Raw genomic sequence first — 24,447 nt, 5'->3', positions numbered from 1 at the left:
CGAGCGGCCGCGGAGCAGGCCATGCCAGGGCACCCCAGGAACTGGCTCTGCCAGGCCTGCGGGTGCGCCCCCCTCCGAGCCGAAGGCGACAGAGAGGGGGGAGCCGCGAAGCGGCATGGGGGGCCCCCTTTTTTTAGCTCAGCAGCCGCTCCGGATTGGCATCGATCTTGGCCAGTGCCTCGCGGGTGGCGCGCACGGTCAGCGTCTCCTCTTCCGCCGGCACGAGCAGGCCGCCGTGCAGGTAGGCCGCCAGGCGCTGCGCCTGGATCAGGAACTGCCGACCATCGGGCGAGCCGAACAGGTGCAGCTGGCGGTGCTTACTGCGCCACACGAACTGCACCTGGCTGGGCCGCCCGTTGTGGTCGAGCAGGAACCAGGCGCCCACCTGCAGTGCGTTGGCCCATGCCAGCGCTTCCGGCGGCGCCTCGGCCCCGTTGTTGGCCAACACCTCCATCGACGACACGTCGATGCCCAGCAGCAGTTCCAGATGGGCGGAGTCCAGGGCCAGCGGCTCGGCGCTTTCGTCCGCGATAACCGCCTCCAGATTGGCCAGCCGGCCTGCCAAGTTCTCGATCTGCGCTGCGGGAATGCTCTCGGTCTTGGCCGTGAAGGCGTCCGAGAGCGTGCGACCCAGCGTCCGGATGTGGTCCTCCTGCGGCTGCCCGGTCAGGCCCATCAGGTCCATGCCCTGGCGCAGGCGCTGAAGCAGCGAGGGCAGGGCCTGGATCATGCGGGCGCGCTCGCTGCGGCTGGGCTTGGCGCTCGCAGCCCAGACCAGCTCGGACGCCACCCGGCGCAGCTGCGCCGTCTGCTCGTCCTGCGCGCCGTACTTGAGCGCGCCGATGGCCAGCACCTCTGCCCACACCTTGAACAGGAACTCGCGGATCTCCTCGCGCACCGGCATGTCGTTGAGCATCTTGCGAAGCTCGATGGTGTACTGGATGGCCAGCGTCTCCTTCTGCTCGACCTGCTGGGCGACGCTCATCACCTTCTGGGTGGCATCGTTCTGCGTCAGGTACTTGGAGAGGAAGGCGACGAACTCGTCGTACACGAGCTTGAAGACGCGCTGGCCGGTCTCGGGGTACTGCTCGATCACCTGCACCACGCGGCGGATCTCGCCTTCCAGGGCGCTGCCCGAGATGGCGGCTGCGTCGAAGCCCATCACCACCGAGCCCATGCGGTCGATCAGCATGCGCGCCGGATGCTGCAGGGAGGCGAAGAATTCCGCATCGGCCACCGCCACCCGCAGCACGGGCATCTGCAGCCGGGCGAACCAGACGCGGACGGAAAAGGGAATGCGCTCCTCGGCCAGGATCGACTGGAACATGAGCGCCACCACTTCCACCGTCGCCTTGTCGGCCGACGTGGGCGCACGACGCTTGAGTTCGCCGCTCTGGCGCCGAAGGTCGCTGGCGGCGCGCTGCATGAGGCCGGGCTCGGCAACGTCCACGTACACGCCCACGTTGAAAGGGTAGGCGGCTTCCACATCGGCGATGGCGGCCGTGAAGGCCTCGGACCCGGTGTGGGAGGCCCAGCCGCGCCGCTCCGCCAGGGCTCCCGTGGCCCCCATGGGAATCGGGCCGCCCGTGTGGCTCTGGCCGTAGGCGGGACCGGGAGCTCCGCCGCGGCCGCTGTGCCCGCCAGGCGCGGTGGGCAGCCCGGTTCCGCCTGCTCCTCCGACATAGGCCGTGCCGCCATCGCCCCCGCCTGCCACCACGCCACCGATGATGCGCCGGAGCCGCCCGAGCACGGCGCTGGCCTGCTGCCGCGCGGAAGCCATGGCGCCGGGGCCGGGGCCTGCGAACTGGGCCAGATCGGCCATGGCCCGCGTGCGGTCCCACGGGCCTGTGGCTCCCTGGCGGCCGGACAGCGTGCTCCCGCTGGCCGGGCCGAGCGGGGACGCGGCGCTGTCGGCCCCGCGCCGGACCAGACTGCGCAATTCGATCTCGGGCATGACGCCGCGCGCGATCAGGAAGGCATTCAGGGCCTCGTAACCCTTGCTGGCGGCATCGCCCAGGTGGCCCGCGAGGACGTCCTGCACCTGCGACCATAGCGCGCGCGGCAATCCGGTCGAGGTCCATTCCTCGACGAGGATGGCGGCCAGGGTCTCCGGTCGCAGCACGTCGCCGGTCGACCAATCGGCCCCGCTGCTGCCCTCCAGATGTTGGATGCGCAGCTTCAGCTCGTTCAGCTCGAAGGGCGAGCGGTCCTGGAGCGCCATCGCCAGCCGGGAGACCAGGATGCTGTTCTCCACGACCTCGTCGCCCACCAGCTCCAGCCGCAGCGACCCGCTGGTCGAGGTGCCCGCGGCCGGGGCCTGCGACAGGGCCTGCGACCAGCGCTCGCGCACCGCCTCCAGCCAGCGCGCGTGGTCGGCCTCCCAGGCGAGGAGGTGATCGCGGTTCTCCTGCATCTTGCGGGCCGTGCCCACCTCGCCGGCCAAGGCCAGTAGCCGGTCGCGCACGGCCTGGGTGGTGCGCAGCACCGCCGCCTCCATGGCGTGCACGAAGCGCTCGCGCGACTCGCGCGCGAGCAGCAGGGCAGATTCGCGGGGGAGCGAAGGGCTCATGGCGACAGGGAGGGCGCATCAGCGCCGGCAGCGGGCAGGGCGTTCACGCAGGGGGCAAGACAAGCGGAACGAAAGATAGTGAATTGTTGTTAATTCCAACTGGTTCGAATGTAACGGAGGCCGCCACTGCACCGTATGCGGGGTCCGCCCAAGTCCCGAAGCGCGGGTCAGAAAAGCGTCGACAAGGCGACAGGCTGCACAGATACGCGCGGCGCTGCATGCGTCATGCCCTGTCCAGAAAAGAAAAAACCCGGCCGGGGCCGGGTTGGACGTGGGGGCCGGTGCGCGCTTACACCGTGGCGCCGGCGTTGGGATCGTTCGGATCCTCGTCGCGCTTGGCCGGGCCGCCCTTGATCAGGTCCTCGCGCTTCACGCCCAGCCACATGGCAATCGAGGCCGCCACGAAGCAGGAGGAATAGATGCCGAAGCAGATGCCGATGGTCAGCGCCAGCGCGAAGTAGTGCAGCGTCGGGCCGCCGAAGAAGAACATCGACAGCACCACCAGCTGGGTGGAACCGTGCGTGATGATCGTGCGGCTGATGGTGCCGGTGATGGCGCTGTCGATGATCTCGACCGTGTCCATCTTGCGGTAGCGCCGGAAGTTCTCGCGGATCCGGTCGAAGATCACCACCGACTCGTTCACGGAATAGCCCAGCACCGCCAGCACTGCCGCCAGCACCGCCAGCGAGAACTCCCACTGGAAAAAGGCGAAGAAGCCCAGGATGATGACCACGTCGTGCAGGTTGGCCAGCACGGTGGACAGCGCGAACTTCCATTCGAAGCGGAAGGCCAGGTAGATCATGATGCCGACGACCACCATGCCCAGCGCCTTCAGGCCGTTGGTGGTGAGCTCGTCGCCCACCTGCGGACCGACGAACTCGTTGCGGCGCAGCTGCACCGTCGGGTCGACCGTCTTGAGGGCGGTCAGCACGCGGTTGCTCTGCTCCTGCGAGCTCACGCCCTTCTGGGCGGGCAGGCGGATCATCACGTCGCGCGAGCTGCCGAAGTTCTGCACCTGCACGTCCTGGTAGCCCAGGCCGCTGACGGCGCTGCGCACCTTGTCGAGCTCGGCCGCCTGCGGGTAGTTGACTTCCATCACCGTGCCGCCGGTGAATTCCACCGACAGGTGCAGCCCGCGGTGGAACAGGAAGAAGACCGCCAGGATGAAGGTGACGATCGAGATCGCGTTCAGCACCTTCGCATAGCGCATGAACGGGATGGTGCGGTGGATGCGGAAGAATTCCATGGTCGTTGTGCTCCGTGCCGCGCTTTACTTGGCCTTGGCCAGGGAGGTCTCGTCGGCCTGGCCCGGACGCCAGACGGTGCCGATGGACACGGTCTTGAGCTTCTTCTTGCGGCCGTACCAAAGGTTGACCAGCCCGCGCGAGAAGAACACGGCCGAGAACATCGAGGTGACGATGCCGATGCAGTGCACCACCGCGAAGCCGCGCACGGGGCCCGAGCCGAAGGCCAGCAGCGCCAGGCCCGCGATCAGCGTGGTCACGTTGGAGTCGAGGATGGTGCCCCAGGCGCGGTCGTAGCCGGCGTGGATGGCGGCCTGCGGCGAGGCGCCGTTGCGCAGCTCTTCGCGCACCCGCTCATTGATCAGCACGTTGGAGTCGATGGCCACACCGATGGCCAGCGCCATGGCGGCGATGCCCGGCAGCGTGAGCGTGGCCTGCAGCATCGACAGGATGGCCACCAGCAGCAGCAGGTTCACGCCCAGCGCGATGGACGAGAACACGCCGAACAGCGCGTAGTACACGCACATGAACACCATGATCGCCAGGAAGCCGTAGGCCACGCTCTTGAAGCCCATGGCGATGTTGTCGGCGCCCAGGCTCGGGCCGATGGTGCGCTCCTCGATGATCTCCATCGGTGCGGCCAGCGAGCCGGCGCGCAGCAGCAGGGCCAGGTCGTTGGCCTCGACCACGTTCATCGAGCCGGAGATCTGGAAGCGCGTGCCCAGCTCGCCGTTGATCGAGGGCGCTGTCAGCACCTCGCCCTTGCCCTTCTCGAACAGCAGGATGGCCAAGCGCTTGCGGTAGTTGTCGCGGCTGACGTCGCGCATGATGCGGCCGCCCTTGGCGTCGACGGTGAGGTCGACCTTGGGCTGCTGCGTTTGCGAGTCGAAGCCGGGCTGCGCGTCGGTGAGGTTCTCGCCGGTGATGACCACCTGCTTCTTGACGATCACCGGACGGCCTTCGCGGTCCATGAAGCGCTCGGAGCCGAAGGGCACCGGGCCGGTGCCCAGCTCGGCGGCGCGGCCTTCGGCGCTTTCGTCCACCAGGCGCAGTTCCAGCGTGGCCGTGCGGCCCAGGATGTCCTTGGCCTTGGCCGTGTCCTGCACGCCGGGCAGCTGCACGATGATGCGGTCCAGGCCCTGCTGCTGGATCACCGGCTCGGCCACGCCCAGCTCGTTGATCCGGTTGTGCAGCGTGGTGATGTTCTGCTTGAGCGCGTTGTCCTGCAGACGGCGGGCCGCCTCGGGCTTGATGGTCACGGCCAGCTTGTAGTCGCTGCCGTCCTGGCTGGCGGTGGCCGCAAGGTCGGTGAACTGGTCCTGGATCAGGTTCTGCGTGGCCTGCTGGGCGGCCGCGTCGCGCAGCCGCACCTCGATGGCCTGGCCGTTGCGCGTGACGGCGGCGCCGCGGATGTTCTTGTCGCGCAGCGCGGTGCGCAGGTCGCTGGCGAAGGTCTCGGCGCGCTTGTCCAGGGCACCCTGCATGTCCACCTGCAGCATGAAGTGCACGCCACCGCGCAGGTCCAGGCCCAGGTACATCGGGAAGGCATGCAGTGCCGACAGCCAGGTGGGCGAGCGCGACACCAGGTTCAGCGCCACCACGTAGGGCGGGTCGTTGGCATCGGGCACCAGCGCATGCTGCAGCACGTCGCGGGCCTTCAGTTGCTCGTCGGTGCTGCCGAAGCGGGCGCGGATGGAATTGGCATCCAGCGTCAGCATGTCGGGCGCGAGGTTGGCGGCCTTGAGTGCCGTCTCCACGCGCTGCTGCGTCGAGGCATCCACCTTGACGGTGGACTTGGCGGGCGAGACCTGCACGGCCGGCGCTTCGCCGAAGAGATTGGGCAGGGTGTAGATCAGCCCCACCAGCAGCACGATCACCATGATCGCGTACTTCCAGACCGGATAGCGGTTCATCGCTGGATACCTAAGGAATCGAGACGCCGGATGCGCTCAAAAAAGCAAGGCTGCCTCAGGGGCAGCCATTGCGCAGCTTACTTGTAGGAGCCTTTGGGCAGGACCTGGACCACGGCGCTACGCTGCACCTTGATCTCCACGCCGCTCGAGATTTCGATCGTCAGGAACTGGTCGCCGAGCGCGCTGATGCGGCCGACGACGCCACCGGCGGTGGCCACGTCGTCGCCCTTGGCCAGGGCGTCCAGCATGGCGCGCGTTTCCTTCTGGCGCTTCATCTGGGGCCGGATCATCACGAAGTACAGCACCACGAACATCAGCACCAGCGGCAGCATGCTGGTGAGCGAAGACATCATGTCGCCGCCACCGGCGGCAGGTGCGGTCTGGGCGAAAGCGGAGGAAATGAACAAGGGAGGTCTCCAGGAGAGCGGATGGGGTCTGACCGCAGGCGGTGCCCGCGGTTCCGGGGCGGCCGGATCGCTGGAAGCGGGGCCGCCGGTGCGCGAAGAGGCCCACGAGGGGAGGGCTTCGCACAACCGGCGGATTGTATGCGGGGGGTCTTGACGCGCTGGCGTCAAGCCGGCACGCGGCGCGGGATATTGCACGCCGGCGTGCCCGGGCTGGAGAGGCCAAGCTCAGCCCGAACAGCCTTTGGCTAAGCGACCGGCGCTGGGCCAGGAGGCGGCGCTGCGAGCGGGTCGGGCTCAGGCCGCCGCGCGGGCCGCCGGCTCGCCGCCGCGCCAGCGCGCCATCAGGGCCTGCCACCGCGTGCGCACGGCGGCGAGGTTGCGCTCCTTCACATGGCCGTAGCCGCGGATGCCGTCGGGCAGGGCGGCGATCTCCAGCGCCAGCGCATGGCGCTCGGCGTCCAGGCCCTGCAGCACTTCCTCGATGCCCGCGCGGTATTCGCCGATCAGCGCGCGCTCGGTGCGGCGCTCCTCGGTGCGGCCGAATGGGTCGAGGGCGGTGCCGCGCAGGCCCTTCAGGCGCGCCAGCACGCCGAAGGCGCGGTGCATCCAGGGGCCGAAGCGCTGCTTGACCAGCTCGCCCTTGGCATTGCGCTTGGCGATGGCCGGCGGCGCCAAGTGGTAGTGCACGGTGTAGTCGCCTTCGAACATCTGGTCGATGCGCTCGCGGAAGCCCGTCTGCGTGTGCAGGCGCGCCACCTCGTACTCGTCCTTGTACGCCATGAGCTTGAAGAGCTGGCGTGCCACCGTCTCGGCCATCGCCGTTTTGCCCAGCGGTGCCTCGGCCGCGCGCACGCGCTCGACAAAGGCGCGGTAGTCCTCGGCGTAAGCGGCGTTCTGGTAGTCGGTGAGGAAGTCCACGCGCCTGGCCAATAGCGAAGCCAGCGTCTCGCGTTTCTTGAACTCGATCACCTGGCCGGGGTTCAGGCGCTGGGCCATCTCGGCCGGCCGGTGTGCGGCCTGGCGGCCCCACTCGAAGGCGGCCTTGTTGGCCTCGATCGCCACGTTGTTGAGCTCGATGGCGCGCATCAGCGATTCGTGGGCCAGCGGGATCCAGCCCTTCTGCCAGGCGTAGCCCAGCATCATCGGATTGACGAAGAGCGTGTCGCCCATCAGCTGCGTGGCGGCCGCGTCGGCGTCGAAGGCGCCCACGCCGGCCTCGCCCACAGCCTTGCCGATCTGCACGGCGCAGGCGTCCTGCGGGTTCTGCCACTGGGCGTTCTTGACGAAGCTGGCGGTGGGCGTGCTGTGGGTGTTCAGGGCCACGTGCGTGCGTCCCTCGCGCATGCGCGCCAGCGTCTCGCCGTTGACGGTGACGATGGGGTCGCAGGCCAGCACCAGGTCGGCCGCGGCGGTGCCGACGCGGGTGGTGCGGATGTCGTCCTGCCGCGCGCCGATCAGCACATGGCTCCAGGTGGCACCGCCCTTCTGGGCCAGGCCGGCGGCGTCCTGCGTGACGATGCCCTTGCCCTCGATGTGCGCCGCCACGCCCAGCAGCTGGCCGATGGTGATGACGCCCGTGCCGCCCACGCCGGCGACCACGATGCCCCAGACCTGGCCCACGGCCAGCGCCGGCAGCGCGGGCTCGGGCAATGCGCCCAACTCGGCCGGTGCGCCGGCCTTGCCCTTGGCCTTCTTCTTGAGCTGGCCGCCCTCGACGGTGACGAAGCTCGGGCAGAAGCCCTTCAGGCAGCTCATGTCCTTGTTGCAGCTGCTCTGGTTGATGGTGCGCTTGCGGCCGAACTCCGTTTCCAGCGGCTCCACCGACAGGCAGTTGCTCTGCACGCTGCAGTCGCCGCAGCCTTCGCAGACCAGGTCGTTGATGACCACGCGCTTGGCCGGATCCACCATCGTGCCGCGCTTGCGGCGGCGGCGCTTCTCGGTGGCGCAGGTCTGGTCGTAGATGATGGCCGTGGTGCCGGCGATCTCGCGGAATTCGCGCTGCACCGCGTCCAGCTCGTCGCGGTGACGCACCTTGACGGGCTGGCCGCCGTAGCTGCCGGGAATGGCCACGCCGTCGTACTTGGCGGGCTCGTCCGTGACGATCACGACCTGGGTCGCGCCCTCCGCATGCAGGCTCTCGGCGATCTGCAGCACCGAATGGCCCTCGGGCCGCTCGCCCACCTGCTGGCCGCCGGTCATGGCCACCGCATCGTTGTAGAGGATCTTGTAGGTGATGTTGACGCCTGCCGCGATGCTCTGGCGGATGGCCAGCAGCCCGCTGTGGAAGTAGGTGCCGTCGCCCAGGTTGGCGAACAGGTGCTTCTCGTGCGTGAAGGGCGCCTGGCCCACCCACGGCACGCCCTCGCCGCCCATCTGCGTGAAGCCGTAGGTGGACCGGTCCATCCAGTTGGCCATGTAGTGGCAGCCGATGCCGGCCATGGCGCGCGAGCCTTCGGGCACCACCGTGCTGGTGTTGTGCGGGCAGCCCGAGCAGAACCATGGCACGCGATCCGCGCCCTGCACGCCGCCGGCGTTGAGCACCTGCATCGAGCGCTCCTTGGCCTCCAGCAGCGCCATCTGCGCCTCCACGCGGGCCACCATGTCGGCGCCGCCCGAGGCCAGGATCCCGGTCTTCTTCAGCCGCTTGACCAGCGCCCGCGCGATCAGCGCCGGGTTGAGGTCGGCATTGGCGCGCAGCAGCGTGTTGGCCGTCGGGTTGGGCATGGCCCACTCGCCGCCGGAGAAGTCGCCCGCCAGCTCGTCGAACTTGCCCAGCACGTTGGGCCGCACGTCGGGACGCCAGTTGTAGAGCTCTTCCTTGAGCTGGTATTCGATGACCTGGCGCTTCTCCTCGACCACCAGGATCTCCTGCAGGCCGGTGGCGAAGTCGCGCGTGAGCTGCGCCTCCAGCGGCCAGACCACGCCCACCTTGTGCAGGCGGATGCCCAGTTGTCGGCAGGCCGCGTCGTCCAGGCCCAGGTCGGCCAGCGCCTGGCGAGTGTCGTTGTAGGCCTTGCCGCTGGCCATGATGCCGTAGCGGTCGTGCGGGCCTTCGATCACGTTGTGGTTGAGCCGGTTGGCGCGGATGTAGGCCAGCGCGGCGTACCACTTGTAGTGCATGAGGCGCGCCTCCTGCTCCAGTGGCGCGTCGGGCCAGCGGATGTGCAGGCCGCCGGGCGGCATGTCGAAGTCGGTGGGCAGCACGATCTCGACCCGGTCGGGGTCGATCATGGCGGTGGCGCTGGACTCGACGATCTCCTGGATCGTCTTCATGCCCGACCAGATGCCGGCGAAGCGGCTCATGGCGAAGGCATGCAGCCCCAGGTCCAGGATCTCCTGCACGTTGGCCGGGAAGAACACCGGAGTGCCGCAGGCCTTGAAGATGTGGTCGCTCTGGTGCGCGGCGGTGCTGCTCTTGGAGATGTGGTCGTCGCCGGCGATGGCGATCACGCCGCCCAGCGGCGCGGTGCCGGCCATGTTGGCGTGCTTGAACACGTCGGAGCAGCGGTCCACGCCCGGCCCCTTGCCGTACCAGATGCCGAAGACGCCGTCGAACTTCTGCTGTTCCTTCGGCGAGAAGCCCAGCATCTGCGTGCCCCACAGCGCGGTGGCCGCCAGCTCTTCGTTGACGCCGGGCTGGAAGACGATGTTCTGCGCCTTGAGGTATTTGCTGGCCTTCCACAGCGCCTGGTCATAGCCGCCGAGCGGGGAGCCGCGGTAGCCGCTGACGAAGCCGGCGGTGTTGTGGCCCTGCTGCGCATCGCGCAGGCGCTGCAGCATGGGCAGCTTGACCAGCGCCTGGACGCCGCTCATGAAGGCGCGGCCGTAGTCCAGGCTGTACTTGTCATCGAGCGTGACCGTCTCGAGGGCCTTGCGGATGTGTTCGGGCAAGGGAGCGTTCATCGTTGTCTCTCTCCGTCGGCTGGGGCCTTGTGGGCCGTGGCGGGGTGGGCGGGCTCCGGGTGGAAGTCCCCCGAGGCATCATGCACGCAAAGTGTATGCCCGGCCGTTGGATAGGTGTTTGCTTTCCATGCGCTGAAAACGGATGATTGGGAAAGGATCTTGCGCGGAGAGTGCCTCTTTGGAAAGTATTGATAAATATGACCTCGCCATCCTGCGCGAGCTGCAGGACGACGCCCGGCTCACCAACGCCGAGCTGGCCCAGCGCGTCGGCCTGTCGGCAGCGCCCTGCTGGCGCCGCGTGCGCGCTCTGGAGGCGGCGGGTTACATCAAGGGGTACCACGCCGAGCTGGACCGCCGCAAGATCGGCCTGGGCGTGCTGGCCTTCGTGCGGGTGGACACCGACCGCGCCACCAGCGACGCCACCCGCGTGCTGGAAGAAGCCATCCGCTGCCTGCCCGAGGTGGTGGCCTGCCACTACATCAGCGGCAACGGCATGTTCGAGCTGCAGGTGGTGGCGCAGGACCTGGATGCCTTCTCCCGCTTCGCGCTCAACAGCCTGATGACGCTGCCTAACGTGAAGGACCTGCACACCAGCTTCTCGCTGGGCGAGGTGAAGGCGAATTCGGCGCTGCCGCTGGGGCACCTGGGGGGTTAACCGCCCTTAGCCCGCGCCGACCAGCGTGAAGTGCTCGACCACCGGCGGCTGCGCAAAGAAGGGTCCGACGATGGCGCGCCATTCAGCGAAGGCGGGCGATTCGCGGAAGTCCACCGTGTGGTTCTCCAGCGTCTCCCATTCGATCTGCAGCAGGTAGCGCTCGGGCGATTCGATGCCCTTGACGACACGCCAGCCGCGGAAGCCCTTCGCCTTGGCGATGATGGTCTGCAGGCCTTGCACGATGGCGGCGTCGAAGTCGGCCTGGCGGCCGGGCTGGATGCGGATGTCTGCGGTTTCGAGGATCACGGGAACGTCTCCTGAGGGTGGAAGGAAGGGTTGGAGGGTGAGTGCATCGCCGGGCCCGGCGGGCGCCCGACACGCCGGGCGCACCGTGCGCAGCGGCGCCGTCGTTCAGCCGCGTGCGAGCTCGACCAGCGCCAGCGCCATCGCGCCTTGCGGATCGGCATAGGTGTCGAGTTCGTCGAAGTGGTGCAGCCCGGCCAGCGGCAGCCGGCGCGTGGGCAGGCCGGCGGCCTCGCGGGCGGCGGCATAGTCCAGCGACTGCTGGCGCAGCTCGGGCTGCTCGGCCTCGCCCCAGGCGACGACCAGGGGCGGCGAACCGGCCGGCAGATGATGCAGCGGCGAGTTGCGCCGCGCGATGGCCGCGTCCATGCCCAGCTTGTCGTTGAGCCGGCCCAGGCGGATCGGCTCCAGCTCGTACAGCCCGCTGATCGCCAGGCCGCCGATCACGCCGGCTTCGTTCTGCAGGCAGGCCGTCAGGTGTCCGCCGGCCGACCAGCCCGACAGCACGATCGGCCGGCCGGTCTCCCGGCGCAGGAAGGCCAGCGCCTGCCGGCATTCCTCGACGATGCGGTCCATGCTCGCCTCCGGCGCCAGCGTGTAGCCGACGGCCGCAAAGCCCAGCCCGTGTGCGAGCGGGCCCTCGGCCAGGAAGGAGAACTGCTCCCGTCCGCGCATCTGCCAGTAACCGCCGTGCAGGAAGACGACCAGCGGCGAGGCGTCCGCGGGGCCGAACAGGTCGATGCGGCAGCGGGACCCGTCGCCGTAGGGCAGATCCAGCCGCGCGTCGGGCCGAGCGCGCCACGGGGCGCTGCGTTCGGGCCAGCGGCCGGTGATGGCCTTGAAGTCCGCCACTACGGCCGAACTGTCGTAGGCGGCGTCGAGGGTGGGGCGGTCCATGCCGCGCCAGAGCGCCGGGCCGGAAGGGGCCGAAGCCGTCGTATTCATGGGAGCACGCGGTGGTGAACGAAGCGCGCGAGCTTACGGCCAAGCCTGCTGCTTCACAATCGAGCGGGCATGCCCCCCATCGACCCCGAAGAGACCAGCCCCGCCCCGCCACCCCGGCGCGCACCGCGCTTCGCGGCCCTGGAGCCGTTGCGGCTGCCGGTCTTCCGGTTGCTGTGGGGCACCTGGTTCATCGCCAACACCTGCATGTGGATGAACGACGTCGCGGCCGCCTGGCTGATGACCACGCTCACCACCTCGCCCATGTGGGTGGCGCTGGTGCAGACGGCCTCGACGCTGCCCGTCTTTCTGCTCGGGCTGCCCAGCGGGGCGCTGGCCGACATCCTGGACCGTCGCCGCTGGCTGGTGGCCACGCAGTTCTGGCTGGCGGGCTCGGCCACCGTGCTGTGCGTCGCCATCGGGCTCGACAAGATGAATGCGCCGCTGCTGCTGGCGCTGACCTTCGCCAACGGCATCGGCCTGGCGCTGCGCTGGCCGGTGTTCTCGGCCATCGTGCCCGAGCTGGTCACGCGGCCGCTGCTGCCGGCCGCCATGGGCCTCAACGGCATCGCGATGAATGCCTCGCGCATCGTCGGCCCGCTGGTGGCGGGCGTGCTGATCGCCAGCGCGGGCAGCGTGTGGGTGTTCGTGCTCAATGCGGTGCTGAGCATTGCCTCGGGCTTCGTCATCCTGCGCTGGCGGCGCGAGCACAAGGTCGACCCGCTGGGCCGCGAGCGGCTGGTGAGCGCGATGCGCGTGGGCGTTCAGTTCGTGCGGCAGTCTCAGCGCATGCGCGCCGTGCTGTCGCGGGTGGCCGTCTCCTTCTTCCATTCCAGCGCGGTGCTGGCGCTGCTGCCGCTGCTGGCGCGCGGCTTCCACGAGGGGCCGAAGGGTGGCGCCGGCACCTTCACGCTGCTGCTGGCCTCGATGGGCGCGGGCTCGATCATCGCGGTGCTGCTGCTGCCGCGGTTGCGGGAGATGTTCGACCGCGACCACCGCGTGCTCTACGGCTCGATGCTGCTGTCGACGGGCACGGCCGTGCTGGCGCTGTCGCCCGCGCTCTGGCTGGCCGCCTTCGCCGTGTTCTTCTGCGGCGCGGCCTGGATCACGGTGGCCAACTCGCTGTCGGTGTCGGCCCAGCTGGCGCTGCCCGACTGGGTGCGCGCGCGTGGCATGTCCACCTACCAGATGGCCATCATGGGCGCCGGCGCGCTGGGTGCGGCCGTGTGGGGCCAGATCGCGGAACTGAGCACGCTGCGCGCCAGCCTGCTGGTGGCCGCCGTGACCGGCACGCTGGTGATGCTGGCCGTGCTGCGCTGGGTGCCCGACGGCCCGGGCGAGGACGACATGAGCCCCGCCGGCACCGACTGGGCCTTCAACCCGCCGCCCGCCAGTGCGGGCGAGGACGGCCGCGTGGTCATCACGGTCGAATACCTGATCGACCCATCCCGCGCCGCCGCCTTCCACGCCGTGATGCAGGAGACACGCCGTGCCCGCCTCAGTCAGGGCGCCATCGCGTGGGAGCTGCTGCATGACCTGTCGGCGCCCGAGCGCTATGTGGAGCAGGTGGTGGACGAGTCGTGGACGGAGCACCTGCGCCGCTTCCACCGCGCCACCGCGGCCGACCTGGCGCTGCGCGAGCGGCGGCTGGCCTTCCACCGGGGCGAGACGATGCCCGTGGTCAACCGCTACATCGTCCAGCGAGGTTGACGCGGCGCCTCAGCCGCGCGGCAGGTACATCGTCGCCTCGACCTCGATCAGCACCTCGTCGCCGGGCAGGAAGCGGTTGACCTCCACCACGGTGGAGACCGGCGGCTCGCCCGGATAGAACAGCCCGCGCACCCGGTTGAACAAGGCGTAGTCGGGCAGGCGGCGGAAGTACTGCACCAGCTTGACCACGTTGTCCATGGTGCCGCCGTGCTCGGCCGCCAGATCGCGGATGCGGGCCAGCACGAACCAGCTCTGCGCCACGACGGGCGCCTCGAAGACGTCCACCGACATCTGGCCGGTGGCATAGCCCAGGCCACGCAGCTCGGCCTGTGCTGCCTCGGGCAGGTCCTCGTAGCGCGAGACGGCGCGGCGCGTGGCCGGATCGACGGCCACCACGCCGCTCATGAAGACGAAATCGCCCACCCGGCGGGCGGCGGCATAACGGGCCATGGGGGTGCCCATGCTCATGGAAAGACTCCTTTGCGACGGCATGCTGCGTCGGACAGCGGGCCATTGTGGCCAAGCCGCCGCGACGCACGCACGGGCCATGCCGGAGAGTCCGGGAACATGCCATTCCGTTGATTGAGCACAGCCCGTTCGGGCTGAGCCTGTCGAAGCCAGGGCACTGCGGGTCAAGGCCTTCGATCAGCGCAGGGCGAACGGGTCGATCGCCTGCGTTGGGGTGATCCTTGGCCGCGGCGGCGCTCATTCCGCCGCGACCTGGCTCAGCGCCTCGTCAGCGGCTGCTGGCCACGCCCGTGCCGCCGCTCCAGTCGAACACCGCGTGGGCCGTGGTGTAGCGGCCCACCTCGATGTCGCGCGAGACGGTCTGACCATCGCGCGTGGCCGTCACCTGGTAGCGGCCCGGGTCCAGCCGCGCGACCATGTACGGCCCGCCGGCGGTCACGTCGTTGAGCACCACCGCGCCGCTGCCCGCGTCGCGCACCGTCACCTTGACGGGCGCGCCGGTGGGCACGGAACCCTGGCCCTTGGCGTCGAACTCGAAGCTGGCGGGCCAGCGCGGCTCGACGACCTTCATCAGCTTCGCCTCGTCGGGCGTGGTGCCACCGCTCATGTATTCGATGCCGGCCTTCGTCATCTCGATGGGCGGGTTGTAAGTGGTCGAGGCATGGGCCGCCCCGGCGACCACGGCCAGCAGGCTGGCGGCCATGAGGTTGCCGACGGCGACCATCGGGTTGGAGAGGGGGCGGGCGATAGAGCGGTCGAGTGTGGGGGTGTTCATGATGGACGGAGGTGTGACAGGTTCGTTTTCTCGAAAGGACCACCGCACGGTGGCGACGGGTGCGGCAGACCTCGTGTTTGATCAGGAGGCCGCGGAGCAGGCCACGCCAGCAACATCCGCGGAACCGGCTTCGCCGGGCCGCAGGATGTGCCCCCTACAGGGGGGAGGCGGAGCGCGAAGCGCGCAGCCTGGGGGTCTTGCTCAACCAGCCATGTCCGTGCCGGCCGGCCACATGAAGACGGCATGGGCCGGGCCCTTGGCGCCAACGTCGATCTGCCGCTGCAGCGCCTTGCCGTCCAGCGAGGCCGTCACGCGGTAGACGCCCGGGGCCAGCTTGGCGGCCATGAAGGGCCCGTCCGCCCTCACGTTGCGCAGCACCGTGGCGCCGGTGCGGGCGTCCTGCACCGTCACATGCACGTTGGCCGCGAAGTCGGCCTTGGCGCCGTCCTTGACGGCGAACTCGAAGCTCGCGGGCCAACGGGTCGCCGCCTGTTGCATGGCATGGGCCTCGTCGCTGCCCACGCCGCCGCTGATGTACTCGACGCCCGTCGGCGCGGTGCGCACGGGGGGCAGGGTGTCGGCGTGCGCCACGCCCATGAGCGCGCCCATGCCGAGCAGCAGTGCAACGGCAAGGGGGCGGGCCGTACGGCGAGCGATGGAGGAGGTGAGGGTGGTCATGGCAATGTCCTTCCTTGGCTTTCCGTCCGCTGGATTCGCATCCCCGGCGGCGGAGCGGACGCCGTGGCGGCCGGGGAGTGCGCTCGACTTTCCGCCTGCCGCCTTAGGTGCGGCTTAAGGTCACCGCCCCGCCGCCGCACTGGCCTGCCCGGAGGGCGGGGGCGGGTCCGCCTGCGACGTTTGTTCTTCCGCCGATGAGACGGGCACTCCCGTGATGAACACGCCCGCGTACCGGTACAGCTGACCGAACCAGGGATGGGTCATGCGGAAATCCATCGCGAAGCGGTGCTCGTCGAGTGCCTCTTCCACGATGTCCGTGACGCCCGGGCCCAGCCATTGCGGAATCCCGATCCTGGCAGGGCCGAGTTTCAGCACGAAGCGAATCCCTCGGTAGCACAGGCGGCAGTCGTCGAGCCGGGGCGCCATCTCCAGACCGAGGAAGGGGTTCACGTACTCGATCAGCCGACCGGGGCCGGCGCATTCCCAGACGCTGTCGAAGCGGTAGACGCGGCCGTCGTCGAAGCGGATGGTCCGTCGCCAGTGCTGTCGCCCGCCCGCCATGTGCCGGACCACATGCGTTGGCACGGCGACGGCCTGCAGCTCGAGCAGCGCGCCCAGCCAGGCCATCACGCGCAACACGGGCCGCATCGCGGTCGGGAACTCGATGTCCATGTGGCCGACGTCCGCGGCGGTGGTGCGGCTGTGGTGTGTCTGCAGGGCGGGCGGCAGCCGTGCCCAGTCCGTGCCCAACGCGCACTCCATCGGACCGGGCCCTGGAGCGGGTGGCTGGCCGCTCATGACGACGCCCCCGGCAGGTGCTTGAACACCATGAGGACCACGACCATGACCATGGCCATGAAGGCCGGGACGCCGAGCCAGAACCAACAGCGGGCGAGCCGCCAGTAGGTGGCGGGCAGCGGTGCGCGGGCGCTGGCGGCGGCCTCGGCCAGCCGTTGCATGCGGATCTGCAGTCCGACCACCGGCAGCCAGCACATGCCGGCCAGGCCATACAACGCCAGGCTCGTGGCCAGCCACGGCGAATGCCACGACCAGCCCGCCATGGCGGCCATCCACAGTCCACTGAGGGGCTGGAAGATCACGGTCGGCGTGGTGAAGAGCCAGTCTGCCAGCACCACATGCCGGTTGGTGATGGCGATGTGTTGCACGTCGCCGCTGCGGTCTGCCATCCACTTATAGAAGGCACTGCCCAGGCCGGTGCCGAACAGCAGCACCATGCTGAGGATGTGCAGCGACTTGAGGGCCGTGTAGCTCATGACGCGGCTCCTTCGGCGTGTGCCGCGCCGGCGCCGGAGGCCGGCGCAAGGGTGGCCGGCAGTCGGCCCAGGAACTGCGCGAGCGGCTTGGCGTCCGCCACGTTGCCGGCCTCCAGCATGCGCAGGTTGTCGCGACGCAACAGGGGGCTCAGCCCTCCGGCCACGGCCGCGGCGGCATAGGCCCATGCCGTTGGAATGTGCAGCAGCCTGGCCGGCGCACGTCCCTGGGCGGCGCGCAGCCGCTGCAGCCATTCGGCGAACGTCAATGGCTCGGGGCCCACTACATCCAGCGTCTGCCGGGCCTGCGGTGCGCGCAGGCAGGCCAGGACCGTGGCGCACAGGTCTTCGACCAGCACGGGCTGGATGCGCTGCCGGCCCGTGCCCAGCACCGGGATCCAGGGCAGCCGTGCACAACGCATCAGGATCCTTGCGCTGTGACCGTCCGCCCCGTGCACGAGCGAAGGCCGCAGGACAAACCAGTCGAGCGGCAGGCGGCGCAATGCGTCATCGGCCGCGCGCTTGCTGAGGTGGTAGGCCGAGAAGGCACTGCCGTCGGCGCCCAGCGCCGAGATCTGGACGACGCGTTGTACACCTGCGCGCGCGCAGGCATCGAACAGCGCCTGCGGGGCACGCACATGCACAGCCTCGAAGGTCTGGCCCTGCTGCTCGACCAGGATGCCGGCTGCGTTGATCACGGCATCGATGCCGACCAGCAGGGGCTGCCACGCCTCGGGACTGTCGAGGCGGGCCAAGTCGAGGCCATGGCGGCGCGACACGGGGGCGACGGCGTGGCTTTGCGATGCCAACGCGGCGGCGATGTGACGTCCAAGAAAGCCGGAGGCGCCCACGAGCAGGACGCGCTGTGGCGAACCGCGCTGAGGCAGGCCATGGCCGGCAGGGGCAGGAAGGGAGGCATCCATCGGGCAGGACTCCATGTGAATGAGTAGCCCTCAGTCTGGAAGCCGCCCGGCGGCGGCGCCTCCCGTTGGATCGAATCGGTGCAGCTTTGCGCTCCGGATCGATCATTTCGGAGCGGAAATCGCCGTCGTCCGCCCTTGCCGTGCCGATCAGCGTCTTGCGGCGGGGCCGTGCACCTTGCGGTACTGGCCGGGCGTCATGCCCTCGATGTCGCGGAAGGCCTCGTAGAAGTTGGACTGGGCGGCAAAGCCCACGGCCAGCCCGACGGACAGCACCGAGGCGGAGGGCTCGTCGCAGAGCATCGATTTGGCCGCCTCGATCCGCTGTTCGCGCACATAGCGGGCAAAGCTCTTGCCGAGCCGGGTGTTGAGCAGTTCCGAAAGCTGGTGGGTCGTCAGGTCCAGCCGGGCCGCCAGCGCCGGCAGGCTGAGCGCGGGATCGACGAAGAGTCGCTGCGTCTGCATGAGCTGGGACAGACGGGCCAGCGCGGCGTCGCAGTCGACGCGGGCCAGCGTCGTGTGCTGGTAGGCGCCCTGCGCTGCTTCCTGGACTTCGGCCTCCAACTGCGGACGCTGGTGCAGCGTGGTCTGCACCAGCAGGAAGGCCATACCGATGGCGATGGCATACAGCGCCGTGAAGCGCTTGTCCGGGAGGAGGCCGGGCGCCATGCCGGCAAGCGCCACGGCGATGGCAAGCAGGAAGGCCGTGCCCAGCAGTCCGATCTCGATACGGAAGCGTGCGCGCTCCGGGCGCAGGGCCAGGAGGCGGCGCCCCAGCCAGAGGAGGTAGCCGGCACCGATCAGGAAGGCGGTCGGTCGCGCTGCTTCTTCAGGCAGCAGGAACGCAGCCAGCAGGGGAAGGGCATGCCATGCGTCCCGCGGGCGCGGCTGGGCTCGAGCCGGCGTCAGCAGTTCGCGGCTGAACAGAAAGAAGCACGGCGCGACGGCGAAGAGCGCGAGGGTGTACAGGCGTTCGTGAGGCGCAGGCACATCGGCGTAGAGCCAGGTCGCATGCGCGCCCTGGAGGCCGGCCAGCAGCGCCAGCGTCAGCAGGCCCATGGTCTGCGCAAACGGCCGGCGAGTCCCGGAATCGTTGCGCAGTTGCAGGACGGCCAGCGCGACGGCGCAGAAGATCGAATAACCGGCGAGAAGCAGGGCGAGGACGGTCACGGGGGGCTCCGGAGGTGCGCATTCTGCCGCCGCTCGCCGACCGCGCCTCAGCCCACCGTTACCGCGCCGGGCGAAAGCAGGACGAAATGCCCAGCCGCCCGCTCACACGTCGATATTCGCCGCCCGCAGCGCATTCGTCTCGATGAACTCCCGCCGCGGCTCGACCTCGTCGCCCATCAGCATGGTGAACACGCGGTCGGCCTCGATGGCGTCGTCGATCTGTACGCGCAGCAGGCGGCGCACGGCCGGGTCCATGGTCGTCTCCCAGAGCTGCTCAGGGTTCATCTCGCCCAGGCCCTTGTAGCGCTGACGGGCGGTGACGCGCTCGGCTTCAGACAGCAGCCACTGCATGGCGCCGCGGAAGTCGCTCACGCGCTCTTCCTTGGCCTTGTCCCCCTCGCCGCGGCGGGCGGTGGCGCCTTCGCCCAGCAGGCCGCGGAAGGTGTCGGCGGCCTCGGCCAGCGCGGCGTAGTCGGCGCCGTGCACGAACTCCTGCGTGAGCACGCTGCTCTTGATGTTGCCGTGGTGGCGGCGGCTGATGCGCAGCAGCGGCTTGTCGGTGCGCAGGTCGAACTCGCTGGCCACTTCGGCCGGAATGCCGTTGCTGCTGATCTCGCGCAGGCGAGCCTGCAGGGCCACGGCGCTGGCCTCGGCGGCGGCGGGCGTGTCCAGGTCCAGGCGCACGCCGTCGGCGATGGCGCGTAGCGCCTCCGCGTCCATGAAGACGCCCAGGCGGTCGATGACCGATTCGGCCAGCTGGTGCTTGCGCGCCAGCGCGTCCAGCGTCTCGCCGCTGAGCACGGTGGGGTTGGCGCCGCCGGTGTGCACGGCCGCGTCCTTAAGCGCCACGCGCAGCAGGAAGGCCTCCAGCGCCGGGCCGTCCTTGAGGTACTGCTCTTCCTTGCCAACCTTGACCTTGTACAGCGGCGGCTGCGCGATGTAGATGTGGCCGCGCTCCACCAGCTCGGGCATCTGGCGGTAGAAGAAGGTCAGCAGCAGCGTGCGGATGTGGGCGCCGTCCACGTCCGCGTCGGTCATGATGATGATGCGGTGGTAGCGCAGCTTGGCCACGTCGAAGTCGTCGGCGCCGTTGCCGCCGGTGGCGCCGGCATTGCCGATGCCGGTGCCCAGCGCGGTGATCATGGTCACGATCTCGTTGCTGGTCAGCAGCTTCTCGTAGCGCGCCTTCTCCACGTTCAGGATCTTGCCGCGCAGCGGCAGGATGGCCTGGAACTTCCGGTCGCGGCCCTGCTTGGCGCTGCCGCCGGCGGAGTCGCCCTCCACCAGGTAGATCTCGCACAGGGCGGGGTCCTTCTCCTGGCAGTCGGCCAGCTTGCCGGGCAGGCCCATGCCGTCGAGCACGCCCTTGCGGCGCGTCATCTCGCGCGCCTTGCGGGCGGCCTCGCGGGCCTTGGCGGCCTCGACGATCTTGCCGCAGATGATCTTGGCGTCCTGCGGGCGCTCTTCCAGGTACTCGGTCAGGGCGCGGGCCACGATGTCCTCGACCGGCGCGCGCACTTCGCTGGAGACCAGCTTGTCCTTGGTCTGGCTGCTGAACTTGGGCTCGGGCACCTTCACGCTCAGCACACAGCACAGGCCTTCGCGCATGTCGTCGCCGCTGACCTCGACCTTGGCCTTCTTGGCCAGGTCGTTCTGATCGATGTACTTGCCCACCACCCGCGTCATGGCGGCGCGCAGGCCGGTCAGGTGGGTGCCGCCGTCACGCTGCGGAATGTTGTTGGTGAAGCACAGCACCTGCTCGTTGTAGGCGTCGTTCCACTGCATCGCCACCTCGACCGAGATGCTGGTGCCGGGGATGCCGCCGTAGCTGTCGGCCGGCCGCTCGCCGGTGGCGTAGAAGGCGTTGGGGTGCAGCACCTTCTTCGTGCCGTTGATGAATTCCACGAAGCCCTTGACGCCGCCGGCGCCGGAGAAGTCGTCCTCCTTGCCGCTGCGCTCGTCCTTCAGGCGGATGCGCACGCCGTTGTTCAGGAAGGAGAGTTCGCGCAGTCGCTTGCTGAGGATCTCGTAGTGGAAGTCGTGGTTCTCCTTGAAGATGTCGGTGTCCGGCAGGAAGTGCACCTCGGTGCCCCGCTTGTCGGTGTCGCCGATCACCTTCATGGGCGAGACCTCGACGCCGTTCACCTGCTCGACGATGCGGTTCTGCACGAAGCCGCGCGAGAACTCCAGCGCATGCACCTTGCCTTCGCGGCGCACCGTCAGGCGTAGCCACTTGGAGAGCGCGTTCACGCACGAGACGCCCACGCCGTGCAGGCCGCCCGACACCTTGTACGAGTTCTGGTTGAACTTGCCACCCGCGTGCAGTTCGGTCAGCGCGATCTCGGCCGCCGAGCGCTTGGGCTCGTGCTTGTCGTCCATCTTCACGCCGGTCGGGATGCCCCGGCCGTTGTCGGTGACGGAGATCGAGTTGTCGGTGTGGATGGTGACGACGATGTCGTCGCAGTGGCCGGCCAGGGCCTCGTCGATAGAGTTGTCGACCACCTCGAACACCAGGTGGTGCAGGCCGGTGCCGTCGGAGGTGTCGCCGATGTACATGCCCGGCCGCTTGCGCACGGCCTCCAGGCCTTCCAGGATCTGGATCGCGCCTTCGCCATAGCCGGTGTCGGGCGTCACCTCGATCGGGATCGCCTTCTCGATCTCGGCTTCGTACACGGGTTCGGTCTTGGGCGTTTCAGGCGCGTCGTCGGGCTGCTTGTTGTCGCTCATCTTTAACTTAAAGCCGCGAAGCGGCTGTGACTGTCATCTGGCTAGAACCCCCGCTTGGCGGGGGCAGGGGGTGCGCCACATGCACGCGAAGCGAATCTGAGGGCGCGCGGCGACCTCAGATTCGCATCGGCATGACCACGTACTTGAAGTTCGCGTCCTCGGGGATGGTCAGCAGCGCCGAGCTGTTGCCGTCCTGCAGGTCGACGCGGACCATGTCCTGGCCCATGTTGGCCAGCGCGTCGATCAGGTAGGTGACGTTGAAGCCGATCTCGATGCTGTCGCCGCCGTAGTCGATGTCCAGCTCGTCCACGGCCTCTTCCTGCTCGGCATTGTTGGAGGCAATGCGCAGCAGGCCGGGTTCGATGTTCAGCCGCACGCCCTTGAACTTGTCGCTGGTCAGGATGGCGGTGCGCTGCAGGCTGGCCAGCAGCGGCGCGCGGCCCAGCGTCACGCTGTTCTTGTGGTTCTTGGGGATCACGCGGTTGTAGTCGGGGAACTTGCCCTCGACCAGCTTGGTGACGAACTCCATCGTGCCGAAGTTGAACTTGGCCTGGTTGTTGGCGAACTGCAGCTCGATCATGGGCGGCGTGTCGCCGCCGTCGGCGTCGGACAGCAGGCGCTGCAGTTCCAGTACCGTCTTGCGCGGCAGGATCACTTCCTGGCGCGGCACCTCGACGTCCAGCGTGGCGCTGGAGAAGGCCAGGCGGTGGCCATCGGTGGCCACCAGCGACAGCTGCTTGCCCTCGGCCACGAACAGGATGCCGTTGAGGTAGTAGCGGATGTCGTGCACCGCCATCGCGAAGGACACCTGCGACAGCAGCGCCTTCAGGGTGCGCTGCGGCACGCTGAAGGCCGGGCCGAAGCTGGCGGCTTCCTGCACCAGCGGAAAGTCCTCGGCCGGCAGGGTCTGCAGCGTGAAGCGGCTCTTGCCGCCCTTGAGCACCAGCTTGTTCTGGCTCGATTCCAGGCTCACGGTCTGGTCGGCTGGCATGGTGCGCAGGATGTCGATCAGCTTGCGCGCGCCCACGGTGGTGGTGAAGGCGCCGTCGTCCCCGCCGAGCTCGGCGGTGGTGCGGATCTGGATTTCCAGGTCGCTGGTGGTCAGTTGCAATTGGCCGCCGGCCTTGCGGATCAGCACGTTGGCCAGGATGGGCAGCGTGTGGCGACGCTCGACGATGCCTGCCACCGACTGCAGGGCTGCCAGAACCTGGTCTTGGGGTGCCTTCAGAACAATCATGTACGTCCTCTACTCTTCGTCCTCGATCTTCCCGGGCAGGGGCCCGGATGCCGGCGCATTGTCTGCGCCCCTTTTTGGGGTGGGGATGCTCATCCCTTGAGCGTCTGCTCCAGCACGTGCAGCTGCTGGTTCAGCTCGGTGAGCTGCTGGCGCTCGCCGGAAATCTTGCGCACCGCGTGCAGCACGGTGGTGTGGTCGCGGCCGCCGAACAGCTCGCCGATCTCGGGCAGGCTCTTCTGCGTCAGCTCCTTGGCCAGGTACATCGCGATCTGGCGCGGCCGCGCGATGCTGGCCGGGCGCTTCTTGCTGTACATGTCGGCGACCTTGATCTTGTAGTAGTCGGCGACGGTCTTCTGGATGTTCTCCACGCTGATCTGCCGGTTCTGGATCGACAGCAGGTCGCGCAGCGCCTCGCGCGCGAGCTGGATGGAGACTTCCTTCTGGTTGAAGCGCGAATAGGCCAGGATCTTGCGCAGCGCTCCTTCGAGCTCGCGCACGTTCGAGCGCACGTTCTTGGCGACGAAGAAGGCCACCTCTTCGGGCATCTCGGCGCTCTCGGCCGCGGCCTTGTTGATCAGGATGGCGACGCGCATCTCGAGCTCGGGCGGCTCGATGGCGACCGTCAGGCCCGAGTCGAAGCGCGACACCAGACGCTCGTGGATGTCGGTCAGGCCCTTGGGATAGGTGTCGCTCGTCATCACGATGTGCGACTTCTTCGCCAGCAGGGCCTCGAAGGCGTTGAAGAACTCTTCCTGCGTGCGGTCCTTGTTGGCGAAGAACTGCACATCGTCGATCAGCAGCAGGTCGAGCGAGTGGTAGCGTTCCTTGAACTCGTCGAAGGTCTTGCGCTGGTAGGCCTTGACCACGTCCGACACGAACTGCTCGGCGTGCAGGTAGAGGATCTTGGCGTCGGGCTTGTCGGCCAGCAGCTTGTTGCCAACGGCATGCATCAGGTGGGTCTTGCCCAGGCCGACGCCGCCATAGATGAAAAGCGGGTTGTACAGATGGCCCGGCGTGCCGGCCACGTGCATCGCGGCGGCGCGCGCCATGCGGTTGGCCGAACCCTCGACCAGGCTGTCGAAGGTGAGCTGCGGATTGAGGCGGTTCTTGAAGGCCCCGGCGGGCTCGTCGGGCGCGGCACCGCCCATGCCGGACATGCCCATCGGGCCGTCGCCGGGGCGCAGCGGTTCGGGCTCGGAGATGGACGAGGGCACGGCCTGCACCGTGACAGACTGGCGAACCGGGATCTCGCGCGGCGCCAGGGCGAGTTCGACGGCCACCGGCTGGCCCGACAACCGCTCGGCCATGTCGGCGATGCGGGCGGCGTATTGCGCGCGGATCCAGTCCAGCTTGAAGCGATTGGCGACGAAGATCGTCATCCGCGTCAGGTCGTCGGTCACCTGCGCGGTCAGCGGCTTGATCCAGGTATTGAATTGCTGCTCGGACAGCTCTTGCGCGAGCTGGTCGACACAGGCCTGCCAGAGGCTGGCACCGACCCCTTCACTCGACATGGCGGCTGCGCTGACCGAAGGGCCGCTGGGGGTTCATCGGCGCG

General features: G+C 68.8%; 19 protein-coding genes. 2 read left to right on the top strand and 17 right to left on the bottom strand.

What is annotated here, in order from left to right:
- Nucleotides 1-133: 133 nt before the first annotated feature.
- The 5 genes from DFR41_RS03015 to DFR41_RS02995 all read right to left on the bottom strand — a co-directional run bounded on the left by DFR41_RS03015 (nt 134) and on the right by DFR41_RS02995 (nt 10,036).
- Nucleotides 134-2,569: a DUF1631 family protein gene (locus DFR41_RS03015; RefSeq protein WP_114801636.1), complete on the bottom strand. Its 2,436-nt coding sequence runs from the start codon at nt 2,567-2,569 to the stop codon at nt 134-136.
- 289 nt (nt 2,570-2,858) lie between these two features.
- Entirely contained in the window at nt 2,859-3,815 is a 957-nt protein-coding gene (gene secF / locus DFR41_RS03010; RefSeq protein ID WP_114801635.1) for a protein translocase subunit SecF, read from the bottom strand.
- A gap of 24 nt (nt 3,816-3,839) precedes the next feature.
- Nucleotides 3,840-5,726 carry a protein translocase subunit SecD gene (secD, locus tag DFR41_RS03005; protein ID WP_114801634.1) on the bottom strand — a complete coding sequence of 629 codons (1,887 nt, stop codon included), beginning with the start codon at nt 5,724-5,726 and terminating at the stop codon, nt 3,840-3,842.
- Nucleotides 5,727-5,803: 77 nt separating this feature from the next.
- Nucleotides 5,804-6,133, bottom strand: coding sequence for a preprotein translocase subunit YajC (gene yajC, locus DFR41_RS03000; protein ID WP_017758867.1), 330 nt, complete (start codon nt 6,131-6,133; stop codon nt 5,804-5,806).
- Between the two features lie 294 nt (nt 6,134-6,427).
- Nucleotides 6,428-10,036: an indolepyruvate ferredoxin oxidoreductase family protein gene (locus DFR41_RS02995; protein ID WP_114801633.1), complete on the bottom strand. Its 3,609-nt coding sequence runs from the start codon at nt 10,034-10,036 to the stop codon at nt 6,428-6,430.
- Between the two features lie 178 nt (nt 10,037-10,214).
- On the opposite strand from DFR41_RS02995, the gene DFR41_RS02990 reads away from it, so the two are divergent.
- On the top strand, nt 10,215-10,691 hold the full coding sequence (locus tag DFR41_RS02990) for an Lrp/AsnC family transcriptional regulator (protein WP_017759406.1): 477 nt from the start codon (nt 10,215-10,217) through the stop codon (nt 10,689-10,691).
- A gap of 6 nt (nt 10,692-10,697) precedes the next feature.
- On the opposite strand, the gene DFR41_RS02985 is transcribed toward DFR41_RS02990, so the two are convergent.
- Both DFR41_RS02985 and DFR41_RS02980 read right to left on the bottom strand, forming a co-directional pair.
- Nucleotides 10,698-10,997, bottom strand: a complete 300-nt coding sequence (locus tag DFR41_RS02985) for an antibiotic biosynthesis monooxygenase family protein (protein ID WP_017759405.1) — start codon at nt 10,995-10,997, stop codon at nt 10,698-10,700.
- Nucleotides 10,998-11,102: 105 nt separating this feature from the next.
- On the bottom strand, nt 11,103-11,939 hold the full coding sequence (locus tag DFR41_RS02980) for an alpha/beta hydrolase (RefSeq protein WP_211322543.1): 837 nt from the start codon (nt 11,937-11,939) through the stop codon (nt 11,103-11,105).
- 69 nt (nt 11,940-12,008) lie between these two features.
- Between DFR41_RS02980 and DFR41_RS02975 the strand changes: the two genes are divergently transcribed.
- Nucleotides 12,009-13,646 carry an MFS transporter gene (locus tag DFR41_RS02975; protein WP_017760438.1) on the top strand — a complete coding sequence of 546 codons (1,638 nt, stop codon included), beginning with the start codon at nt 12,009-12,011 and terminating at the stop codon, nt 13,644-13,646.
- Between the two features lie 9 nt (nt 13,647-13,655).
- On the opposite strand, the gene DFR41_RS02970 is transcribed toward DFR41_RS02975, so the two are convergent.
- The 10 genes from DFR41_RS02970 to dnaA all read right to left on the bottom strand — a co-directional run bounded on the left by DFR41_RS02970 (nt 13,656) and on the right by dnaA (nt 24,403).
- Nucleotides 13,656-14,114 carry a RidA family protein gene (locus DFR41_RS02970; RefSeq protein ID WP_017760439.1) on the bottom strand — a complete coding sequence of 153 codons (459 nt, stop codon included), beginning with the start codon at nt 14,112-14,114 and terminating at the stop codon, nt 13,656-13,658.
- 268 nt (nt 14,115-14,382) lie between these two features.
- Entirely contained in the window at nt 14,383-14,889 is a 507-nt protein-coding gene (locus DFR41_RS02965; protein ID WP_244917628.1) for a hypothetical protein, read from the bottom strand.
- Nucleotides 14,890-15,090: 201 nt separating this feature from the next.
- The gene (locus tag DFR41_RS02960; RefSeq protein WP_017760441.1) at nt 15,091-15,567 is read right to left on the bottom strand and encodes a carboxypeptidase-like regulatory domain-containing protein; all 477 of its coding nucleotides are present in this window, start codon (nt 15,565-15,567) and stop codon (nt 15,091-15,093) included.
- 120 nt (nt 15,568-15,687) lie between these two features.
- Complete coding sequence (locus DFR41_RS02955) at nt 15,688-16,329, bottom strand: DUF4166 domain-containing protein (RefSeq protein WP_114801630.1); 642 nt, start codon at nt 16,327-16,329, stop codon at nt 15,688-15,690.
- 32 nt (nt 16,330-16,361) lie between these two features.
- Nucleotides 16,362-16,841: a DUF2269 family protein gene (locus tag DFR41_RS02950; protein WP_114801629.1), complete on the bottom strand. Its 480-nt coding sequence runs from the start codon at nt 16,839-16,841 to the stop codon at nt 16,362-16,364.
- On the bottom strand, nt 16,838-17,761 hold the full coding sequence (locus DFR41_RS02945) for an NAD-dependent epimerase/dehydratase family protein (protein ID WP_017760444.1): 924 nt from the start codon (nt 17,759-17,761) through the stop codon (nt 16,838-16,840). The genes DFR41_RS02950 and DFR41_RS02945 overlap by 4 nt, the downstream gene beginning before the upstream one ends.
- A 147-nt stretch (nt 17,762-17,908) precedes the next feature.
- Nucleotides 17,909-18,928 (bottom strand): AraC family transcriptional regulator, encoded by a 1,020-nt coding sequence (locus DFR41_RS02940; RefSeq protein ID WP_017760445.1) that lies wholly within the window; start codon nt 18,926-18,928, stop codon nt 17,909-17,911.
- A gap of 102 nt (nt 18,929-19,030) precedes the next feature.
- Entirely contained in the window at nt 19,031-21,655 is a 2,625-nt protein-coding gene (gene gyrB, locus DFR41_RS02935) for a DNA topoisomerase (ATP-hydrolyzing) subunit B (protein ID WP_017760446.1), read from the bottom strand.
- A 115-nt stretch (nt 21,656-21,770) separates the two neighbouring features.
- On the bottom strand, nt 21,771-22,892 hold the full coding sequence (gene dnaN / locus DFR41_RS02930) for a DNA polymerase III subunit beta (protein WP_017760447.1): 1,122 nt from the start codon (nt 22,890-22,892) through the stop codon (nt 21,771-21,773).
- Between the two features lie 89 nt (nt 22,893-22,981).
- Entirely contained in the window at nt 22,982-24,403 is a 1,422-nt protein-coding gene (gene dnaA, locus DFR41_RS02925) for a chromosomal replication initiator protein DnaA (RefSeq protein ID WP_017760448.1), read from the bottom strand.
- Nucleotides 24,404-24,447 lie beyond the last annotated feature (44 nt).

This window comes from Pseudacidovorax intermedius, from assembly GCF_003350475.1.
Classification (GTDB): Bacteria; Pseudomonadota; Gammaproteobacteria; order Burkholderiales; family Burkholderiaceae_C; genus Xenophilus; species Xenophilus intermedius.
The sequence above is the reverse complement of the archived record's forward strand: the minus strand, read 5'-3'. Positions and strand labels throughout refer to the sequence as shown.